Origin of the sequence: Cryobacterium sp. Hh11, from assembly GCF_004404045.1 — a bacterium.
Lineage (GTDB): Bacteria > Actinomycetota > Actinomycetes > Actinomycetales > Microbacteriaceae > Cryobacterium > Cryobacterium levicorallinum.
Window position 1 is genome coordinate 116,493 of record NZ_SOHF01000011.1, and the last position, 18,500, is coordinate 134,992.

General features: G+C 66.9%; 9 protein-coding genes. 6 read left to right on the forward strand and 3 right to left on the reverse strand.

Annotated features, from left to right (window positions below; genetic code table 11):
• Window positions 1–84 precede the first annotated feature (84 nt).
• Together E3T46_RS04210 and E3T46_RS04215 are read left to right on the forward strand one after the other, a co-directional pair.
• The gene (locus tag E3T46_RS04210) at window positions 85–3,393 is read left to right on the forward strand and encodes an ATP-dependent DNA helicase (RefSeq protein WP_134577574.1); all 3,309 of its coding nucleotides are present in this window, start codon (window positions 85–87) and stop codon (window positions 3,391–3,393) included.
• Window positions 3,390–6,743 carry an ATP-dependent DNA helicase gene (locus E3T46_RS04215; protein ID WP_134577575.1) on the forward strand — a complete coding sequence of 1,118 codons (3,354 nt, stop codon included), beginning with the start codon at window positions 3,390–3,392 and terminating at the stop codon, window positions 6,741–6,743. Before E3T46_RS04210 ends, E3T46_RS04215 begins: the two co-directional genes overlap by 4 nt.
• On the opposite strand, the gene E3T46_RS04220 is transcribed toward E3T46_RS04215, so the two are convergent.
• A complete protein-coding gene (locus E3T46_RS04220) occupies window positions 6,638–7,774 on the reverse strand; it encodes a phosphotransferase (protein WP_134441312.1) in 1,137 nt (378 codons plus the stop codon). The two genes, E3T46_RS04215 and E3T46_RS04220, sit on opposite strands and share 106 nt — an antisense overlap.
• Before the next feature lie 83 nt (window positions 7,775–7,857).
• Between E3T46_RS04220 and nudC the strand changes: the two genes are divergently transcribed.
• Entirely contained in the window at window positions 7,858–8,862 is a 1,005-nt protein-coding gene (gene nudC, locus E3T46_RS04225) for an NAD(+) diphosphatase (protein ID WP_134577576.1), read from the forward strand.
• Entirely contained in the window at window positions 8,859–10,574 is a 1,716-nt protein-coding gene (locus E3T46_RS04230) for an ATP-dependent helicase (RefSeq protein ID WP_134577577.1), read from the forward strand. Before nudC ends, E3T46_RS04230 begins: the two co-directional genes overlap by 4 nt.
• An 853-nt stretch (window positions 10,575–11,427) precedes the next feature.
• Here E3T46_RS04230 and adhP read toward each other — a convergent pair.
• A complete protein-coding gene (gene adhP, locus E3T46_RS04235; RefSeq protein WP_134577686.1) occupies window positions 11,428–12,438 on the reverse strand; it encodes an alcohol dehydrogenase AdhP in 1,011 nt (336 codons plus the stop codon).
• Between the two features lie 157 nt (window positions 12,439–12,595).
• A complete protein-coding gene (locus tag E3T46_RS04240) occupies window positions 12,596–13,897 on the reverse strand; it encodes a zinc-dependent metalloprotease (RefSeq protein WP_134577687.1) in 1,302 nt (433 codons plus the stop codon).
• A gap of 226 nt (window positions 13,898–14,123) precedes the next feature.
• Here E3T46_RS04240 and E3T46_RS04245 point away from each other — a divergent pair, with 226 nt between their 5' ends.
• Together E3T46_RS04245 and E3T46_RS04250 are read left to right on the forward strand one after the other, a co-directional pair.
• Window positions 14,124–15,224: a S16 family serine protease gene (locus E3T46_RS04245; RefSeq protein WP_134577578.1), complete on the forward strand. Its 1,101-nt coding sequence runs from the start codon at window positions 14,124–14,126 to the stop codon at window positions 15,222–15,224.
• 122 nt (window positions 15,225–15,346) lie between these two features.
• A complete protein-coding gene (locus E3T46_RS04250) occupies window positions 15,347–18,280 on the forward strand; it encodes a UPF0182 family protein (RefSeq protein WP_174845373.1) in 2,934 nt (977 codons plus the stop codon).
• The last annotated feature ends 220 nt before the right edge of the window (window positions 18,281–18,500 follow it).

Here is an 18,500-nt window from a genome sequence, read left to right on the forward strand (position 1 = left end):
TCGTAGCCTTGCGCCCAGATTACGACAGAACGCGCCCTCGCCCTGACCGATTTCACTGTCGGCGCAACCCGTTACCGTTGAAATGTGACCAACCACGACCTCGACGCCGACCAGCAGGCTGTTCTCGATCTCCCCGACGCGGTGAGCGCCGCCGTTATCGGCGCGCCCGGCTCCGGCAAGACCAGCACGCTCGTTGAACTCGTCGCCGACCGGGTGTTGAACCGGGGGTATTCGCCGAGCGCGGTGCTGGTGTTGGTGCCGACGCGCGCCGGTGCCACCGCGCTGCGCGACCGGATCGCGCTGCGCCTGGCCGTGCCGACCAACGGGCCACTCGCTCGCAGCGCCAACTCCGTGGCCTTTCAGATCGTGCGCTCCGCGGTCGCCCAGGCCGGTGGGCCCACTCCGACCCTGCTCACCGGCGGCGAGCAGGACCAGATTATCGCCGAACTGCTGCAGGGCCACCTGGACGACGAGACGGCCGGAGCGCCGAGCGGCCCGGTCTGGCCAGACACCCTGGGCGCCGACGTACGCCAGTTGCGGGGATTTCGTACCGAACTGCGCGATCTCATGATGCGCGCCGTGGAATATGGCGTCACTCCGGACCAGCTGGAGCGTTTCGGCCTCGGGCGGCCGGAGTGGGTGGCCGCTGCCGAGTTCATTCGCGGTTACGAAGAGGCCAAGGACCAGGCCCGCCCCGGGCAGTATGACTCCACAGAGCTGGCCCGCTATGCCGCGGCGATCGTGGCCGGAGCCGAGGTGGGCCCGGCCGGGGCGGCGACGCTCGGTACCCTGGCCGGACTGCGCCTGATCGTGCTCGACGATGCCCAGGAAGTCACCCAGGCCACGCTCACCCTGCTGGCCCAGTTTCAGGCGCGCGGGGTCGCGATCATCGCCGTCGGCGACCCGGATATCAGCACCGGATCATTCCACGGTGCGCATCCGGATGCCCTCGGTCGCCTCGGTCAGTACCTCGGCTTGGGCCCGGTCGGGGCGCCGGTGGGGTCATCGGCCGGCCACGCGGCGGCTTCGCCGTCCGGCGGGATCGCACCGCCGATCGTACTCGGCACCGTCTACCGACACGGCGCGGGCATCCGTCAGGTGATTCAGCAGATCACGAGTCGCATCGGCGCGGCTGCGGCCGGCACCCAGCGTGCGGCGGGCAGCGTGCAGGCCGAACCCGACGCGGTGAGCGAGATTGCTGTCGACGGCTCCGATGATCCTGCGCTCTCGGCTCCGAGTGCCGTGACTGCGCCCGAGACGCTGACCACGCCGGACGCCGTCCCCGAACCGTCCGTGCACACCGTCATCGCGACCAGCCCGGCCGACCAGCTCGCGGTGATCGCTCGGCTGCTGCGCGAACGCCACGTGATCGACGAAACTCCGTGGTCGCGCATGGCCGTGATCGTGCGCACCGGTTCACTCGTTCCCTCGATCTCCAAGGGGCTCGCCGCGCTCGAAGTGCCGACCCAGGTGTCCACGGCGAGCACGGCCCTCCGCGACGAGTACGCGGTGAAAGCCTTCATTCTCGCCCTGGAGGTCACCCTCGGCCGCAAACCGCTCGACCCCGAGGCCGCAATCGAGTTGCTGCGCGGTCCGCTCGGCGGCCTCGACCCGATTACCCTGCGTCGGCTGCGCGCCGCGTTGCGTCAACAGGAGCTGGCCACCGACACCCCCACCCCGCGCAGCGCCGATGAACTCCTTGTCGCCGCCCTGCACGACCCTGAGCTGCTCGCCACCATCGACAACCGCACCGCCCGCCGTGCGGCCGGTTGCGGAGCGAGCCTGCGCCAGGCCGCCATCGAGTACGCGGCCGGCGCGACCATCGAAGAGCTGCTCTGGGGCCTCTGGCAGCGCAGCGGTCTCGACCGTGATTGGAAGGAGCAATCCACCGGCACCGGAATCGTCGCCGACGAGGCCAACCACAACCTCGATGCTGTCGTCGCTCTGTTCTCCGCGGCCCAGCGTTACGTCGAACGAACCCCGTCGGCCCCGCCGGTTTTGTTCCTCGAACACCTCGTCGACACCGACGTGCCCGAAGACACCCTGGCGCCGCGCGCCGTCGGCGCGGCCGTCACCGTGTCCACGCCGAGCGGCACCATCGGGCGCGACTTCGACATCGTCGTGCTGGCCGGTGTGCAGGCCAACGTCTGGCCCGACCTGCGCATTCGCGGCTCCCTGCTCGGCGCCGGCGACCTCGCCCTCATCGCCTCCGGGCAAGACGCATCCGGTACCGACGCCCGCACCGCGGTGCTGCACGACGAACTGCGCATGTTCGCTCAGGCGGCCAGCCGGGCCACGACCGAACTACTCGTCACCGCCGTCAATAACGAAGAGAACGAACCATCGGTGTTCTTTCGCCTGTTGCCGCAGCCTGCTCCCGCTCTGGGCGCCGACGACCCCGCCCACTACCCCGTGTCGCTTCGCGGTCTGACCGGAAGGCTGAGGCGCGACCTGACCCGCGCCATCCACTCGCCGGGTCGGGTCGACTCCGCCACCCGGGCAGCGGATGCCGCAGCCACGCTCGCCCGGCTCGCCGACGAAAACGTGCCAGGTGCCTCGCCCGACGAATGGTACGGCCTGGCCGACCCGAGCACCGTGCGCCCACTCAACGACCCGGAGGCCGGCGACCAACCGGTGCGGGTATCGCCGTCGCGCATGGCAGCCTTTGAAACCTGCCCGCTGCACTGGCTGATCGGTCAGGTCGGTGGCGGCGATTCCAACACCGCAGCCAACCTCGGCACGATCATCCACAAGGTCATGGAAGACGCCACCGATCGGCGCCCAGAAGCCCTGTGGCAGGGGGTGGAGGCCCGCTGGAACGAGCTCGACTTCGACGCCGACTGGCAGTCCCGGGTGCAGAAAGTTGCAGCCAGGGAGCTCACCGATCGGCTCGCCTCCTATCTGCTGGATTTCGAGAACGGCGGCGGAGAGCTGTTGAGCGCGGAGGGCACCTTTCAGCTCGAAGTGAGCGGTGCCGTGCTGTCGGGCACCATCGACCGGGTCGAACGCCAGGCCGACGGCCGGGCCGTGATCGTCGACCTCAAAACGGGCAAGGGCGATGCGACGAGCGATACCGGAGTCGCGGAGCATCCGCAGCTCGGCGCCTACCAGCTGGCCTTTCAAGAAGGCGCCATCGACGGTGTGTCCTCGGATATGGCCCTGGCCGGTGCACGATTGGTCATCGTCTCCTCGGGCACCGTCAAGCAGAACTATCGCAATCCCACCCAGCCCGCTTTCACTCCGGAGCAGCTCGAGGCCTTTCGCACCCGCGTCGGTGACGACGCTGCCGGCATGGGCGGCGCCACCTTCATCGCCGAAATCACCTCGCACTGTCTCGACCCCAGATCCCACGGGTCCTGCCGCATCCACGTCATCAAGCAGGTCAGCTCATGAGTCTTCTCAGCACCGCCACCACGGTCTCCGCCCTCGATATCGCGGCGGCGCTCAACATGTTTGCGCCGACGATCGAGCAGCAGGCGGTCATCGAAGCGCCGCTCACGCCGACCCTCGTCGTCGCCGGAGCCGGCAGCGGCAAGACCGAGACCATGGCCAACCGGGTGCTTTGGCTGCTCGCCAACGGCCACGCCCGCCCCGACCAGATTCTCGGACTCACCTTCACCCGCAAAGCCGCCGGCGAGCTCAGTGAGCGCATCAACAAACGCATCAGCGATCTCGAAACGGCCGGCCTCATGCCGATCGCCGCCGCCCCCGACTCCGCCCATGGCACGGTCGCCGAGTCGTCCGACCTGTTCAACACCCCGAGCGTGTCCACCTACAACTCCTTCGCCAGCCGCCTGTTCACCGACAACGCCCTGTTGCTCGGCCGCGAACCCGAGTCGGTGCTGCTGAGCGAAACCAGCGCCTGGCTCCTGGCCCGTCGCGTCGTCATCGACTTCGGCGACGGGCGGCTCGTGCCCTTCGGCAAAAGCCTCGACCTCGTCACCGATGCCGTGCTGCAGCTCAGCCGTGCCCTGGCCGAGAATCCGCCGGCCGTTCACCTTGGTCAGCCCGGAGCTCCCCACGACCTCAGGGCACTGGTCGACAGTTTCGGCTACCTGACCGATTTGCCCTACGGTAATCCGCGCAAGAAGACACCGTACGGGTCGGTCACTGATTCCCTGGCCGCGGTCGCCCCGCTTCCGGTGCTGGCAGAGTTGGCCGCCCGCTACAGCAGCGAGAAGCGTCGCCTAGGACTCATCGAGTTCTCCGATCAAGTAGCCCTGGCACTGCAGGTCTGCCAAAAGGTCGACGCCGTCGTCGACCGCTACCGTGACCAGTACCGCGTGGTGCTCCTCGACGAATACCAGGACACCTCGGTCCTGCAAACCGAGCTGTTGCACACCCTGTTTCGCAACCACCCGGTGATGGCCGTCGGTGATCCCCACCAATCCATCTACGGATGGCGCGGCGCCAGCAGTGCAAACCTGCTCGGCTTCGGCCGAGACTTCAACACCGGAGACTTCAGCCCAGCAGCAGCAGCCCCGACCATGTCGCTGTCCTTCACCTGGCGCAACCCGGCGCTCGTCCTCGACGCTGCCAACGCCCTCGTTGCCCCGCTGAGCGCCGCGCTTCGCGCAAAACCGGGCGGAATCCAGGTCGAAACGCTCAAGGTTCCCGCCGGCACCCGGCCCGGCGCGGTCGACGCGCTCATGGCTGAAACCATCGCTGAGGAGGCCGGAGCCATCGCCGACTGGTTCGCCACCCGTCTGGTCGGCGAACACAGCGGCGCGATGCTGTTTCGGGCCCGCCGCGAGATGGAATACTTCGCCGAGGTACTGCGGGCGCATGGCGTGCGTGCCCACGTGCTCGGACTCGGTGGGTTGCTCTCCACCCCCGAGGTCGCCGACGTTGTGAGCGTGCTGCGCGTGGTGCACGACCCCGCCGCCGGCAGCGAACTCGTGCGTCTGCTCAGCGGTGCCCGCTACCGGGTTGGTGCGCGCGACCTGCAAGCGCTCGCCGACGTGGCGCGCTGGCTGGCCGGGCATGACTGGGCCCAGAAAGCGATCTCGGCCGATCTGCGCGGCAAGCTGCGGGCATCCGTCGCCGGCGATGAGGGCAGTTCACTCGTGGATGCACTCGACTTTCTCGGGTCAGCGCCCGACTCGCACGGCCAGCTCGCCGGGTTCAGCGACCTCGGCCGGGCCCGGGTGCAGTCGGCCGGCCGTCAGCTGGCCTGGCTGCGCTCCCGCGCAGGCCTGCCTCTGCTCGACTTTGTACGCCTGATCGAGCAGGAATTTCGGCTCGACGTCGAGCTGATCGCGAACGAGGCCAACGACCTCGGCCTGGCCAACCTGTATTCCTTCCACGACACTGTCTCGGCCTTTCTCGACAGCGACGAGCAGGGCACACTGGCGAGCTTTCTGCGCTGGCTCAAACGGGCCGAACTACAGGACGATCTCGGCCCGCGCGCTGAACTGTCGGAGCAGGGCACCGTGCAGCTGCTGACCGTTCACGGCGCCAAGGGCCTCGAATGGGATTTCGTCGCCATTCCCAACCTGACCGAGAAGAGCCTGCCCGCCGCCTCTCGCGATACGAGCGGATGGCTGCGGTTCGGCGAACTGCCCTATGCGTTCCGCGGCGACCGGTCCGAGCTGCCCGATCTCGATATCGTCGGCCACGACACCCAGTTCGACTTCGACCTGGCGTTCCAGGCCTATAAGGCCGAGCTGGCCGACCGGCACGACGACGAGGAGCGCCGCCTCATCTACGTCGCGACCACCCGCGCCAAGCGCGAACTGCTGTTGACCGGCTCATTCTGGGGCCCCGGAGTCACCGCTCGCAAGCCCAGCCGTTACCTCACGGAACTCGCCCTGGCCGGGCTGATCGCTAAGATCCCCGACGCGCCCGCCGAGTCTGAGAAACCCGCCTCGGCGTCCAGTGGCACCGAACTGTGGCCGTTCGACCCACTCGGCGGCCGACGGGCGCTGGTCGAGGCTGCCGCAGCGAGGGTGAGCGCGAGCGAAGCGGATGTCCCCACTCGCTGGTCGCACGCCGTCACCCTGCTGCTTACGGAGCGAGCCCTGCGCCTGACCGGCGGCGAGGGTGCCCCGGTTCCCACCCGCATCCCGGCCTCCCGGTTCAAGGACTACGTCGACGATCCAGCCGGTGTCGCGGCGGAGCTGCGCCGCCCGATGCCGCAGCGTCCGTACCGGGCCACTCGGCTCGGCACGCTGTTCCATTCCTGGGTCGAGCGTCGGGCGGGAGGAGCCACCGGCACCGACCGCGTCGATGCCAGCCTGTTTGACCTCGATCTGGCAGACGAAGACCAGGGCACCGGCACACTCGAGCAGCTTGACGTGCCGGAGCAAGAGCAGTTCGCGGTTCTCCAGGCCACCTTCGAACGCTCCGAATGGGCCGAGCGCAAACCCGTCGACGTGGAGATTGAAATTCACCATGTGCTCGCCGGGCAGGTTTTCGTCTGCAAGCTCGACGCCGTCTACCGCACCGAAACCGGCTACCAGGTCGTCGACTGGAAAACCGGGCGGGCACCCAAGAGCGCTGCAGACCTGGAACTCAAGCAGACTCAGCTTGCGCTGTACCGGCTCGCCTACGCCCGCTGGAAGGGAATCGATCCGAGCATCGTCGACGCCGTCTTCTACTTCGTCGCCGACGACACCGTCGTCGCCCCCGAGCGGCTCTACTCGGAGGCTGACCTTTTGGCGGCCTGGTCCGGGGCGATAGCCCCGGTGCTGGAATCGTCAGAATCAGAATCAGAATCGACGGTCAGTCCCGAAAAGTTGTAGCTGTCGGTGTGCATCGCCGCGTGCTGGTCGTAATCGCGGGCGGCGCGCGGCATGTGGTCGAGCATATTCTCCACGTCGCCGACGCTCATGATCGGGCCGGTTTCGGGGGAGAGCGGCTGCTGGGTGTGGCTGTGCACCGTGTCGACCAGGCCGTCGAGCATGGCGACGGCGTCATCGACGATGGACTGGTCGTGGCTGCTGGAGCCGTGCAGCAGCCAGCGGGCCAGTTCCAGCTCGGCATAGAGCATGGCGCGCTGGGTGATGTGCGTGTCGCTGCCCTGGCGGGCGCTGGAATAGGCGTCGATGGCCAGTTCGGCGGCGTCACCGCGCGCGGCGAGTAGCCAGTGCAGGTCGCGCGCCGGGTCGCCGACGGCCAGCCCGGACCAGCCGAGAATCCCCGACACGGCGTCGTCGGTGATCAGAATGGAATCGGCCGACATCGACCCGTGCACCACGGCCGGCGCGAACTGCCACAGGGCCTCGTCGTCGGTGGCCTGCTCCCAGCGGCGCAGCAACGCGGCGGGCAGGTAGCCGGTGCCCGCGGCTCGATCGATCAGGTCGATGGCGTCCTTGCGGCACTGTTCGGCGCTCTGCTGCGGCAGCCCGGCGGTGCCGATGAAGGCGCTCGGCAACGAGTGGATGGCGGCGATCGCGCGCCCGATCGACCCGGCGACGCCCTCATGCCCGGTGAGGGCATCCGCATCAAAACTGTCACCAGCCAGCAGCTCATAGACCACAGCACGGGTGCCCTGAATCGGCGTCTGGCCGACATACTCGGGCACGTCGAACGGCAGCCGGCTGCGATTGCCAGTGGTGAGCGCGCGCAGCGCCACGAGGTCCGCGGACTGCTCGGTTTCGGCCGACTGACTGGTGGGAACGCGAATAATGAGCGCCCGACCGGCCTTGTCGATGACGAGCGCCGAGTCGAAGAGTCCGTGCGCGCCGGCACTGTGCTTGCGGGCGTAGGCCACGTCGAGCCCCGGAACAGCGGAGGTGGCTAACGCGGCTAGAGTGAGTTGAGTTCTGGCCATGCCTACTAGGTTAGATCGACTTGCGGTCTGGCGGTTATTCGCCACGCCTCCACCCACGTTCTTGCAGAGCTCGGAGATATACCATGTCGTTCACTTTCACGACGCGGTTGCCGCTGTCTCGCCAGGCGGTCGACCGTGACCACCTCACCCGCGGCCTGCCGGACCTGTTCGACCAGCTCTGGGCGGATGCCGCCACCCGCGTTCTGCCCGTCTGGCACGGCAAAATTCTGCTCGCGCCGCACGATGCGGCCAGCACCGACCCGGCCAGCATCGACCCGGCCAGCACCGGTGTGCACCTCGCCCTGCTGCCGCCCACGAGTCTGCACAATGCCGGCCTGCGGGTCTACCTCGGCCGGTCTCTGCCCGCCGACCTGCCCGAGACGGCCGGTACCCGCATCGTTGCCGTGCAGCTCGATGATGACGCTGCAGCCCGGCTGGAGCCCGACGAGAGTCGCTGGGTGGGCCTGCGCACCGTTGCGACCGTGCTCGATGACCGTGACGCCGGCCTGTTCACCGAGGCCCTCGGCGTGCTCAACTGGCACGCTTCGCACGGCCACTGCCCGCGCTGCGGCGCCGCCACCCTGGTCGAGGAAGGTGGCTGGGTACGCCGCTGCCCGGTCGACAACAGCCAGGTCTTTCCGCGCACAGACCCGGCCGTCATCGTGCTCATCACCGACTCCGACGACCGCATTCTGCTCGGCTCCAACGCCATGTGGGAGAACAATCGGTACTCGCTCCTGGCCGGATTCGTCGAGCCCGGCGAGGCCCTCGAAACGGCCGTGATCCGCGAAATGTTCGAAGAATCCGGCCTGCGCGTGACCGATCCGGCCTACGTCGGCTCCCAGCCGTGGCCGTTCCCGGCCTCGGTCATGTGTGGCTTCACCGCGCGCCTCGCCGACGACCAGGCGGCCCATGAGCTGCTGCCCGACGGCGCCGAGATTCTCGCGCTGCGCTGGTTCAGCCGAAAAGACCTGCTCGATGCCGGTGAGTGGATGCTGCTGCCCGGCCCGTCCTCCATCGCGCACGCCATGATCGAGCGTTGGCTTGGCGCGCCGTTGCCCGCCGCGACGGAATTGATTCGTCCGTGACGGCCACCGCCGACTCGCTGCTCCACGGCCTCGATGAACAGCAGCGCATTGCCGCCGAAGCGCTGATCGGCCCGGTCTGCATGCTTGCCGGCGCCGGAACCGGCAAGACGCGCGCCATTACCCACCGCATCGCGCTCGGCGTGCTGACCGGCGCCTACGCCCCCAACCGGGTCATGGCGCTGACCTTCACGAGCCGTTCGGCCGCGGAACTGCGCGGGCGCCTGCGTCAGCTCGGCGCCGGGGGAGTGGCTGCGCGCACCTTTCACGCCGCAGCGCTGTCCCAGCTGAACTACTTCTGGCCGCACGTCGTCGGCGGGCAGGCGCCGCGCATCCTCGACGGCAAGGGCCGCATTCTCGGGCACGCCGCCGAGGCTCTGCACCTCAAACTCGACACCGCCACACTGCGCGACCTCGCCGCCGAGGTGGAATGGCGCAAAACCAGCGGCCTGAGCATCGAGCAGTACGCGGCCGGCATAGCCCGCCGCAGCCTGCCGGGCCGACTCGACGTCGATCAGGTCGTCGCCCTGCAGCAGACCTACGAGAAGCTCAAAGACGATCGCAAGCAGATCGACTTCGAAGACGTCCTGCTCGCCATGGCCGGCATGATCGAGACCGAACCCTCCGTGGCCCTGCAGGTGCGCGAGCAGTACCGGTTCTTCGTCGTCGACGAATACCAGGACGTCTCGCCGCTGCAACACGACCTGCTCGCCCTCTGGCTTGGCGACCGCCGCGATCTCTGCGTCGTCGGCGACGCGAGCCAGACCATTTACTCCTTCGCCGGTGCTCGCAGCGACTACCTGCTGGACTTTCCGAAGCACTACGAAGACGCCACCGTGGTGCGGCTCGAACAGAACTATCGCTCGACCGCGCCGATCGTCGCCACCGCGAACCAGCTGATGCGTGGCCGGTCCGGCGCCCTGACCCTGCAGGCTGCCCAGACCGATAGCGGCCCCGACCCAACGGTGCGCGGCTACGCCTCCGACATGGCCGAGGCCCGCGGCGTGGCCGAGCAGATTCTGCAGCTCATCTCGGCTGGCACCAAACCCGAAGACGTGGCCATCTTGTTCCGAGTCAACGTGCAGGCCGCGCTGCTCGAAACGGCTCTGACCGAGGTGGGGGTGAGCTACCAGATTCGCGGTGCCAAACGGTTCTTCGACCTCCCAGAGGTGAAGCAGGCGGTGATGAGCCTGCGGGCGGCATCCGTTTCAATCATTGGGGAACCACTGTTCAAATCGGTCAGTGACGTGCTGCGGTCGCTGGGCTGGAGCCAGACCGCCCCGGAGACCCGCGGCGCCGTGCAGGCGCGGTGGGAATCGCTCAACGCACTGATGGGCCTGGTCGACCAGGCCGCTGCCGGAACCACGTTCCGACAGTTCACCGACGAGCTGATGGAACGTCAGGCCGGCCAGCACGAACCGACGGTGTCGGCCGTGACGCTCGCCACGATGCACTCCGCCAAGGGCCTTGAGTGGGACGCGGTGTACGTGGTCGGCCTGAGCGAGGGCCTGGTGCCGATCAGCTATGCGAGCACGTTCGAGCAGATCGACGAGGAACGCCGGCTGCTCTACGTCGGCATCACCCGCGCCCGGAAGCGACTCGCGCTGAGCTGGTCATCCTCTGGGGCACAGGCGCGGGCAGCTCGCGAACGCTCGCGTTTTCTGGAAGAGCTTGGCAGCCGCACCGCTCGTGCAGCCGGTGTACGGAGCCCGTGACCGCACCGCCCCGCGCGTCCAGGCGCAGTGACCGGGTGAACAACACCGATCGGCCTGTTTCCAGGCGATCCTGAACGAGTCCGGCCACCCGGGCGGCGAGCTCGAAGCTCAGCCGTGGAGTTTCGCTTGGGGCCTCGCGCAGCACGAGCTGACAGGCCATGGCGGGCCAGGACGGATCCGTGTCGACGTGGGCGAGCTCCAGACAGGTCAGGCAGGGTCCGCGGCCGGGTTCGACGAGCGGACCCACCCGCGCGGCGCTGTCGCTGAAGACCACCGGCAGGTGCGGAATGTCGCGGCGCAGCCAATGCCCGTGCCGTTCAGGCGCGAAGACGTACTGGCCGATCAACACGGCCAGCTCGGGGTCGTCTCCCGGAGCAGGCTCCTCGATTCCGAGGTTGGCCAGCAGCGCGCGCAGCCGGGTCGCGGTCGGTCCGTGGCCGTCAACCAGCACGGTGCGGGGCAGCGGGGTTACCGGTGCCGGCGCATCGTCTGGCACGTACAACAGTGCCGGTTCGAGCAGGTCGAGCAGATGCGTCACTTCGACAGCGGATGCCCCGGCGGCCGTTCCGAGCAGCATCGCGCCCGATCGATGCACCCCCGCAGAAAGCGCGGACAGCACAGCCTCATGAGCGGGCGTCAACCCGCCGATCGTGACAATGGCTTGGTCGATGCCGAGCTGCACGCAATTCGGTGTGCGCCACACGAGCGGATACCGCGGATTCAGTCTGAGGGCCATGCCGACATGATGACGCGTCTGGCGGTCGCGCGTAAAAGTTATCCACAGACGGGTGCGGGCCCGCTTGCACCGAATATTGGGATTCGGTGGTCACGCGGCCCGCACCGTCAGATTTCTTCAGTAGCGGATGACGACGCGACCGTCGATCTTGCCGTGCTTCATCTCGTCGAGCACCTCGTTGACCTCGTCGATGCGGCGCTCAGAGACCGTGGGGTGGATCTGGCCGCGCGCGTAGAACTGCAGGGCTTCCTCCATGTCCTGGCGGGTGCCCACGATGGAGCCGCGAATGGTGAGGCCCTTGAGCACGATGTCGAAGATCGGGGCGGGGAAGTCTCCCGGCGGCAGACCGTTGAAGACGATGGTGCCGCCACGGCGGGTCATGCCGATAGCCTGGCCGAATGCGGCCGGGTGTACAGCGGTCACGAGCACGCCGTGCACACCACCGGTGGCTTTTTGAATGGCGGCGACCGGGTCTTCGTCCAGCGCATTGATTACGAGCTCGGCGCCGTGTTTGCGGGCCAGGGCGAGCTTGTCGTCGGCGATATCGACGGCCGCGATGCGCAGCCCCATCGCCTTGGCGTATTGCACGGCGATGTGGCCGAGGCCGCCGATGCCGGAGATGACGACCCACTGGCCCGGGCGGGCCTCGGTCATTTTGAGGCCCTTGTAGACGGTGACGCCGGCGCACAGCACCGGGGCGATCTCGATCGGGTCGGCGCCGTGGGGAATGCGCACGGCGAAGCGGGCGTCGACGAGCATGTACTGCCCGAACGAACCGTCCACGCTGTAGCCGCCGTTCTGCTGCGCTTCGCACAGGGTTTCCCAGCCGGTGCGGCAATACTGGCAGCTGCCGCAGGCGCTCCAGAGCCAGGCGTTACCGACCAGGTCGCCGATTTCGAGGTCCTTGACGCCGTCACCGAGGGCGACGACTTTGCCGACCCCTTCGTGGCCCGGAATGAACGGTGGGCTCGGCTTAACCGGCCAGTCGCCTTCCACAGCGTGCAGATCGGTGTGGCAAACTCCGCTGCTGATCAGTTTGACCAGGGCCTGGCCGGGGCCGGGGGTCGGAACGGGCACTTCGTCAATGGTGAGGCCCTGGCCGAACTCGTGCACGACGGCCGCGTGCATGGTCGTTGGCAGCCGGGTGGATTCGTAGCGCGCCTTGGACTCGTCCGTCGCGCCGGTGGTGGTCTCGGTTATCGTCATTGCCAAACTCCTTCGTTTGGGACATTTCGTCCGTTGAACGACGGTAGATCGGCACAGGTTGCGGCAACGTTGCGCGCCGCTACTCCTCGTGCGGGCGCTCGGCTCCGTCGTCCCGCAGCAGGTCTTCGAGAGCCTGGTCGACGTCGTCGAGCACCGCGGGCCCCCCGCGGGCTGCGCTGGTCAGCCGAATGATCAGCGGCTGGGGATCGTCGATGTCTTCCGAAGTGGGCAACAGGTCGGGGTGCGACCAGAGCGCGTCGCGCGCCTCATTGCCAACGGCATCCGTCACGGCCTGCCACATCGCTGCGGCCTCCCGCAGCCGGCGGGGACGCAATTCGAGACCGACCAGGGTCGCGAAAGCGGACTCCGCCGGACCGCCTGAGGCCCGGCGGCGTTTGACCGTCTCGGCGATGGCATCCGCTTTGGGAAGTCGAATCGTGGCACGAGCGGTGACGACGTCGACCCAGCCCTCGACCAGGGCGAGCATCGTTTCTAGGCGGGACAGAGCAGCAAGCTGCGACTCGGACTTCTGCTGAATGAGCGAACCGTCGACCATCGCCTGGCGCAGGTCTTCGGGGTTGGATGGGTCGAAACTTCCGGCCAGGTCTTCGAGCCGGCTGGAGTCGATGCTGATGCCGCGTGCATAGGCGGTGACCGCGCTGGTCAGGTGCAGGCGCAGCCAGCGGGCGTGGCGGAACAGTCGCGCGTGGGCGATCTCGCGCACGGCGAGGTAGATCTGCACCTGGTCGGCCGGAACGTCGATGCCGGCTCCGAAGTCGGCAACGTTCTGGGGGAGCAGGGCGGCCTGCTGCTCACCGAGCAGCGGAATGCCGACATCGCCGCCGCTGACGACCTCGCTCGCCAGCTGGCCGACGACCTGGCCGAGTTGCATGGCGAACAGGGTGCCGCCGATGCTGCGCACGAGCTGGCTCGCGTTGGCGACCATGCCCTGCATCTCTTCGGGAACCTGTTCGGCGAAGACCCGGGTGAGGGAGTCGGAGATGCTCGTGGCGACGGGTTCGGCGAGCTGGGTCCAGAGCGGCATGGTCACGGTGACCCATTCGCGGCGGGTCATCAGGCGCGGTTCGACGGTGAGTTCGGCCACGGTAATGACGTCATCGAGCCAGAGGGCCGCAATGTGAAAGGCCTGGCGCAGCTGGGTCTGCTGTTCATCGGTCGCGCTGAGCTGACCGGTGGCTGCTCGCTGTTCACCCTGGGTGAGGGCGATCTTCCAGTCGACGCCGGTGCCCTGGGAGTTCATGGCGCCCTGCAGCTGCTGCATGAGCGCGGCGACGCTGGCCGGGTCGTTGGGCAGACCGGCAGCGCCGGCGAGCTGGCTCGGGTCGATGCCGCTCTTGCCGCTCAGAATGTCGCGCAGCATGTCACGAAACTCGTCGCTGGGTTCGCCGGGATTCTGATTGTTCGGGTTCTGATCGTTCGGGGGTAGGGAGTCGTCGGCCACTTCAGGCCCCTCTCAGTCGCATACTTCTACGCTAGTGCGAGTAGCCCGCTCGGGGCTGGGAAATATCCTAGGCTGAATGGCTTGCTGTGCGCCCGCCGCGAACACGACCCGCAACCTGGCACGAATCAACACTCAAAGGACCACGATGGCGCTCTTCACCAATGCACCGGCACCTCGACGTGCCGGACGCTCTGGCCCGTCCCTCGGTTGGACGGCACTGCTGATCGCCCTCGTCGCCGGAGTGATTCTCGGCATCATGCCGGCGCCCTACGTCATCGAGAAGCCGGGTCCGGTTTTCAACACCCTCGGCACCGCCACCTACGACGACGTCGAAACCGCTCTCATCACCATCCCCGACGAGACCGTCTACCCGACCGGCGGCACCCTCGATCTGCTCACCGTGTCGCTCTTCGGTAACCGGGAAGACCGGCCGAGCTGGCTCGCCGTGGCCGGCGCCTGGCTCGACCCGAGCGAGGCCGTCCTCCCCATTGACCAGGTTTTTCCCGACAATGTCAGCACCGAGCAGCGCGACGCTCGCAGCAGCGCCGACATGATTAATTCCCAACAGGATGCCATCGCCGCCGCACTCACCCACCTCGGCTACGACTACCCCACGACGGTGTCGGTGGTGAGCCTGCCCGACGGTTCTCCGGCCGCGGGCGTGATCGAACCCGACGATGAAGTGACCGCCGTCAATGGGACCCCGGTGGCCAATGTCGCCGAACTGCGCGCGGCCTTGCAGGTCAACGGTGCCGAGACCGCGGCGAGCGTCGACATTGTGCGGGGCGGCCTCGCCCGGATCGTCGAGGTCACCCCGATCGACAACAACGGCACGATCGTGGCCGGCGTCAACGTATCGGTCGCCTACGAATTTCCGTTCGAGGTGCAGATCCAGCTCGACAAGGTCGGCGGCCCGAGCGCCGGCATGATGTTCGCCCTCGGAATCATCGACAAGCTCACTCCCGGCGAGCTGCAGGGCGGCGAGAACGTGGCCGGCACCGGAACCATCGACCAATCCGGCGCGATCGGCCCGATCGGCGGCATCCAGCAGAAGCTCTATGGCGCGCTCGAGAGCGGCGCGACCTGGTTTCTCGCCCCCGCCGAGAATTGCGGCGAGGTAACCGGAAATATCCCCGACGGCCTGACCGTGTTCTCAGTCGCCACCCTCGACGAAGCGCTCGACGCGCTCGACGCGATCAAGACCGGTGCCGACACGAGCGACCTGCCGAGCTGCCCGGCCAGTTGATCCGTGGCGAACGAGCAGTAGTGATGACTCTCTCAGGGCCGCCAAAGTATGATGGTTACAGACCCTGATCCTGCAGCAAATGATCACCCTGTATCTAATAACTGAGCGCAAGAGGCCAATTCGTGACTTCATCATCAGCCGACAACGCCCCACGGCGTAGCCGAGCCCCGCTAGCAATTACCGCAGCCATTATCGCAGGGTTGGTGATCCTGTTCTTTATCTTCGCCGGACTGTATACCGATGTGCTGTGGTTCGACCAGCTGGGGTTCGTCAACGTTCTGACCACCCAGTGGATCGCCGGCACCGTGTTGTTTTTGATCGGCTTCGTCACGATGGCCGTTCCGGTCTGGGTGAGTATTCAGCTGGCCTACCGTCTGCGCCCGGTCTACGCGAAGCTCAACTCACAGCTTGATCGCTACCAGCAGGTCATCGAGCCGCTGCGTCGCCTCGCGATGTATGGCATCCCGGCCCTCCTCGGGCTGTTTGCCGGTGTGGCCGCTGCCACCCGCTGGCAGACCGTGCTCATGTGGCTCAACCGCACCGAAACCGGGCGGGTTGACCCGCAGTTCAACTTCGACATCTCCTTCTATCTGATGGACCTGCCGTTCTATCAGGCCGTGCTCGCCTTCGCATCCGCTGTTGTGCTGATTTCGGCGCTCGTCTCGGTCGCGACCAGCTACCTGTACGGATCCATTCGGGTGTCCGGGCGTGAAGTGCTCATCTCCAAGGCCGCGCGCGTGCAGATCGCCATCACCGCAGCCCTCTATCTGCTGCTGCAGGCCGTGAGTATCTGGTTCGACCAGTACTCCACCCTGACCAACAACAACGCCCTGATCACCGGTGCCGGCTACACCGACGTCAACGCGACCATTCCTGGCCGCGCGATCCTTGCCGGCATTGCCGCCGTCGTCGCCCTGCTCTTCATCCTGACGGCCATCATCGGCCGCTGGCGTCTGCCGGTCATCGGCACCGCGCTGCTTATCGTGTCGAGCCTGCTCATCGGTTCGCTGTACCCGTGGGTCGTGGAGCGCTTCCAGGTGGAGCCGAGCGCGAAGGCACTCGAGGCCGAATATATCGAACGCAATATCGACCTCACCCGGGATGCCTACGGCGTCGCGGACATCGAGGAAATTGCGTACGACGCGAAGACCACCGCCGAGCCGGGCGCGCTGCGCGCCGACGCCGCGACCACTGCCAACATTCGTATTCTTGACCCGGCCCTGGTCAGTGACTCCTTCGGCCAGCTCGAGCAGTTCCGCCAGTACTACCAGTTCCCGGACAACCTCGACGTTGACCGCTACGTGATCGACGGTACTTCGCAGGACACCGTCGTCGCCGTGCGTGACCTGAATATCGACGGCTTGAACACCGGTAACACCTGGGTCAACTCGAAGACCGTTTATACCCACGGCTATGGCATGGTCGCCGCATACGGCAACCAGCGCTCGGTCGACGGCCAGCCGGTGTTCCTGGAATCCGGCATTCCCACCAGTGGTGCGCTCGGCAAGTTCGAACCGCGCATCTACTTTGGTGAGACCTCGCCCGAATACTCCATCGTCGGTGACGAAGAGGGCGCCAACCCGATCGAGCTCGACTATCCGTCGGGTGAAGAGGGCGCTGGCCAGACCTACACGACGTTCTCCGGAGACGGCGGACCGAAACTGGACAATGCGTTCAAAAAGCTGATCTACGCGCTGAAGTTCCAGTCGGAGCAGATCTTCCTCGCCGCCTCGGTCAACGACAAGTCGGAGATTCTCTACGACCGTGACCCGGTCACCCGCGTGCAGAAGGTCGCGCCGTACCTGACGCTCGACTCCGACGCCTACCCCTCGGTCGTTGACGGTCGAGTTATGTGGATTGTTGACGGCTACACCACCTCGGCGGATTACCCCTATTCCACCCCGGTGAGCCTCAGTGAGGCCATCGCCGACACGCAGACACCGGCCCAGCCGTATGCGCTGGACAGCATCAACTACATGCGCAACTCGGTCAAGGCCACCGTCGACGCCTACAGCGGCGAGGTCACCCTCTACGCCTGGGACGACGAAGAGCCGCTGCTGCAGACCTGGCAGAAGATCTTCCCGTCGTCGCTCAAGCCGATGAGTGAGATGAGTGGCGACCTGATGAGCCACGTGCGCTACCCGGCTGATCTGTTCAAGGTGCAGCGTTCCATTCTTGGTCAGTACCACGTGACCGACCCCGGTTCGTTCTACTCGAAGGACGACGCCTGGATCTCGCCCAACGACCCTGACTCGCCGGCGACCAACCCGACGCTGCAGCCGCCGTACTACCTCACCATGCAGGTACCCGGCTCGGACCAGCCGTCGTTCTCGCTGTACTCCACTTTCCAGCCGGAAGCGACGGGTGAATCCAGCCGTAACGTGCTCTACGGTTACCTCGCTGTAGACGCAGACGCCGGATCGGTAGACGGCGTCAGAGCGGATGGCTATGGCCAGCTGAGGCTGCTCAACCTGCCCAAGGACGGCACGGTACCTGGACCCGGTCAGGTGCAGAACGTGTTCAACGCCGACCCGACAGTGTCGACCGAGCTCAACCTGCTGCGTCAGGGCTCGTCGACCGTGCTGAACGGTAACCTGCTGACCCTTCCGGTTGGTGGCGGACTGCTCTACGTGCAGCCGGTTTACGTGCAGTCCACGGGCGAGACCAGCTATCCGCTGCTGCAGAAGGTGCTTGTGGCTTTCGGTGACCAGATCGCGTTCGAGGACACCCTCGACGGCGCCCTCGATGTGCTGTTCGGCGGTGACTCTGGTGCCACCGCTGGTGATACCGACGTGCCCGAAGATGCGACCACGAATAACGGTGCCTCCACCGACCCGAGCACCGGCGGTTCGACCGGCGGCAGCACCGACGTACCGACCGGGTCGACCGGCGATGCCACAACGGATGCCGAGCTCAAGTCGCTGCTCGCCGTCGCCAAGACGGCGCTGGCAGAAAAGGCGGCCGCACTCGCCGCCGGTAACTTCGCCGACTATGGCACCGCCGACGCGAAGCTCGAAGACACGATCGCAAGCATGCTGGCCCTGCTCGGCGAGTAGCCAGACCGCACCACACAGGCCGCAAGCCTTCACTCTCTCGGGTGGGGGCTTGCGGCCTTTGGCATTGGAGGGCAGAGTGCGCCCGCCAGACGTGAGCGAGCGATGTGAGAAGCCGAAGATTCGGCCGGTCTCGACAACGGCGCCCTTCCACTCTCCGAGGCTGCCGAAACCGCCACAGTCACGAAACTTACCAATCTCGACAACGCCACCATTCCGTCGG

What these genes read in the sequence shown, in the direction of transcription:
- E3T46_RS04215 (WP_134577575.1), top strand. Translation starts at nt 3,390, where the DNA reads ATGAGTCTTCTCAGCACCGCCACCACGGTCTCCGCCCTCGATATCGCG.
- E3T46_RS04220 (WP_134441312.1), bottom strand. Translation starts at nt 7,774, where the DNA reads ATGGCCAGAACTCAACTCACTCTAGCCGCGTTAGCCACCTCCGCTGTT.
- nudC (WP_134577576.1), top strand. Translation starts at nt 7,858, where the DNA reads ATGTCGTTCACTTTCACGACGCGGTTGCCGCTGTCTCGCCAGGCGGTC.
- adhP (WP_134577686.1), bottom strand. Translation starts at nt 12,438, where the DNA reads ATGCACGCGGCCGTCGTGCACGAGTTCGGCCAGGGCCTCACCATTGAC.
- E3T46_RS04240 (WP_134577687.1), bottom strand. Translation starts at nt 13,897, where the DNA reads ATGCTGCGCGACATTCTGAGCGGCAAGAGCGGCATCGACCCGAGCCAG.
- E3T46_RS04245 (WP_134577578.1), top strand. Translation starts at nt 14,124, where the DNA reads ATGGCGCTCTTCACCAATGCACCGGCACCTCGACGTGCCGGACGCTCT.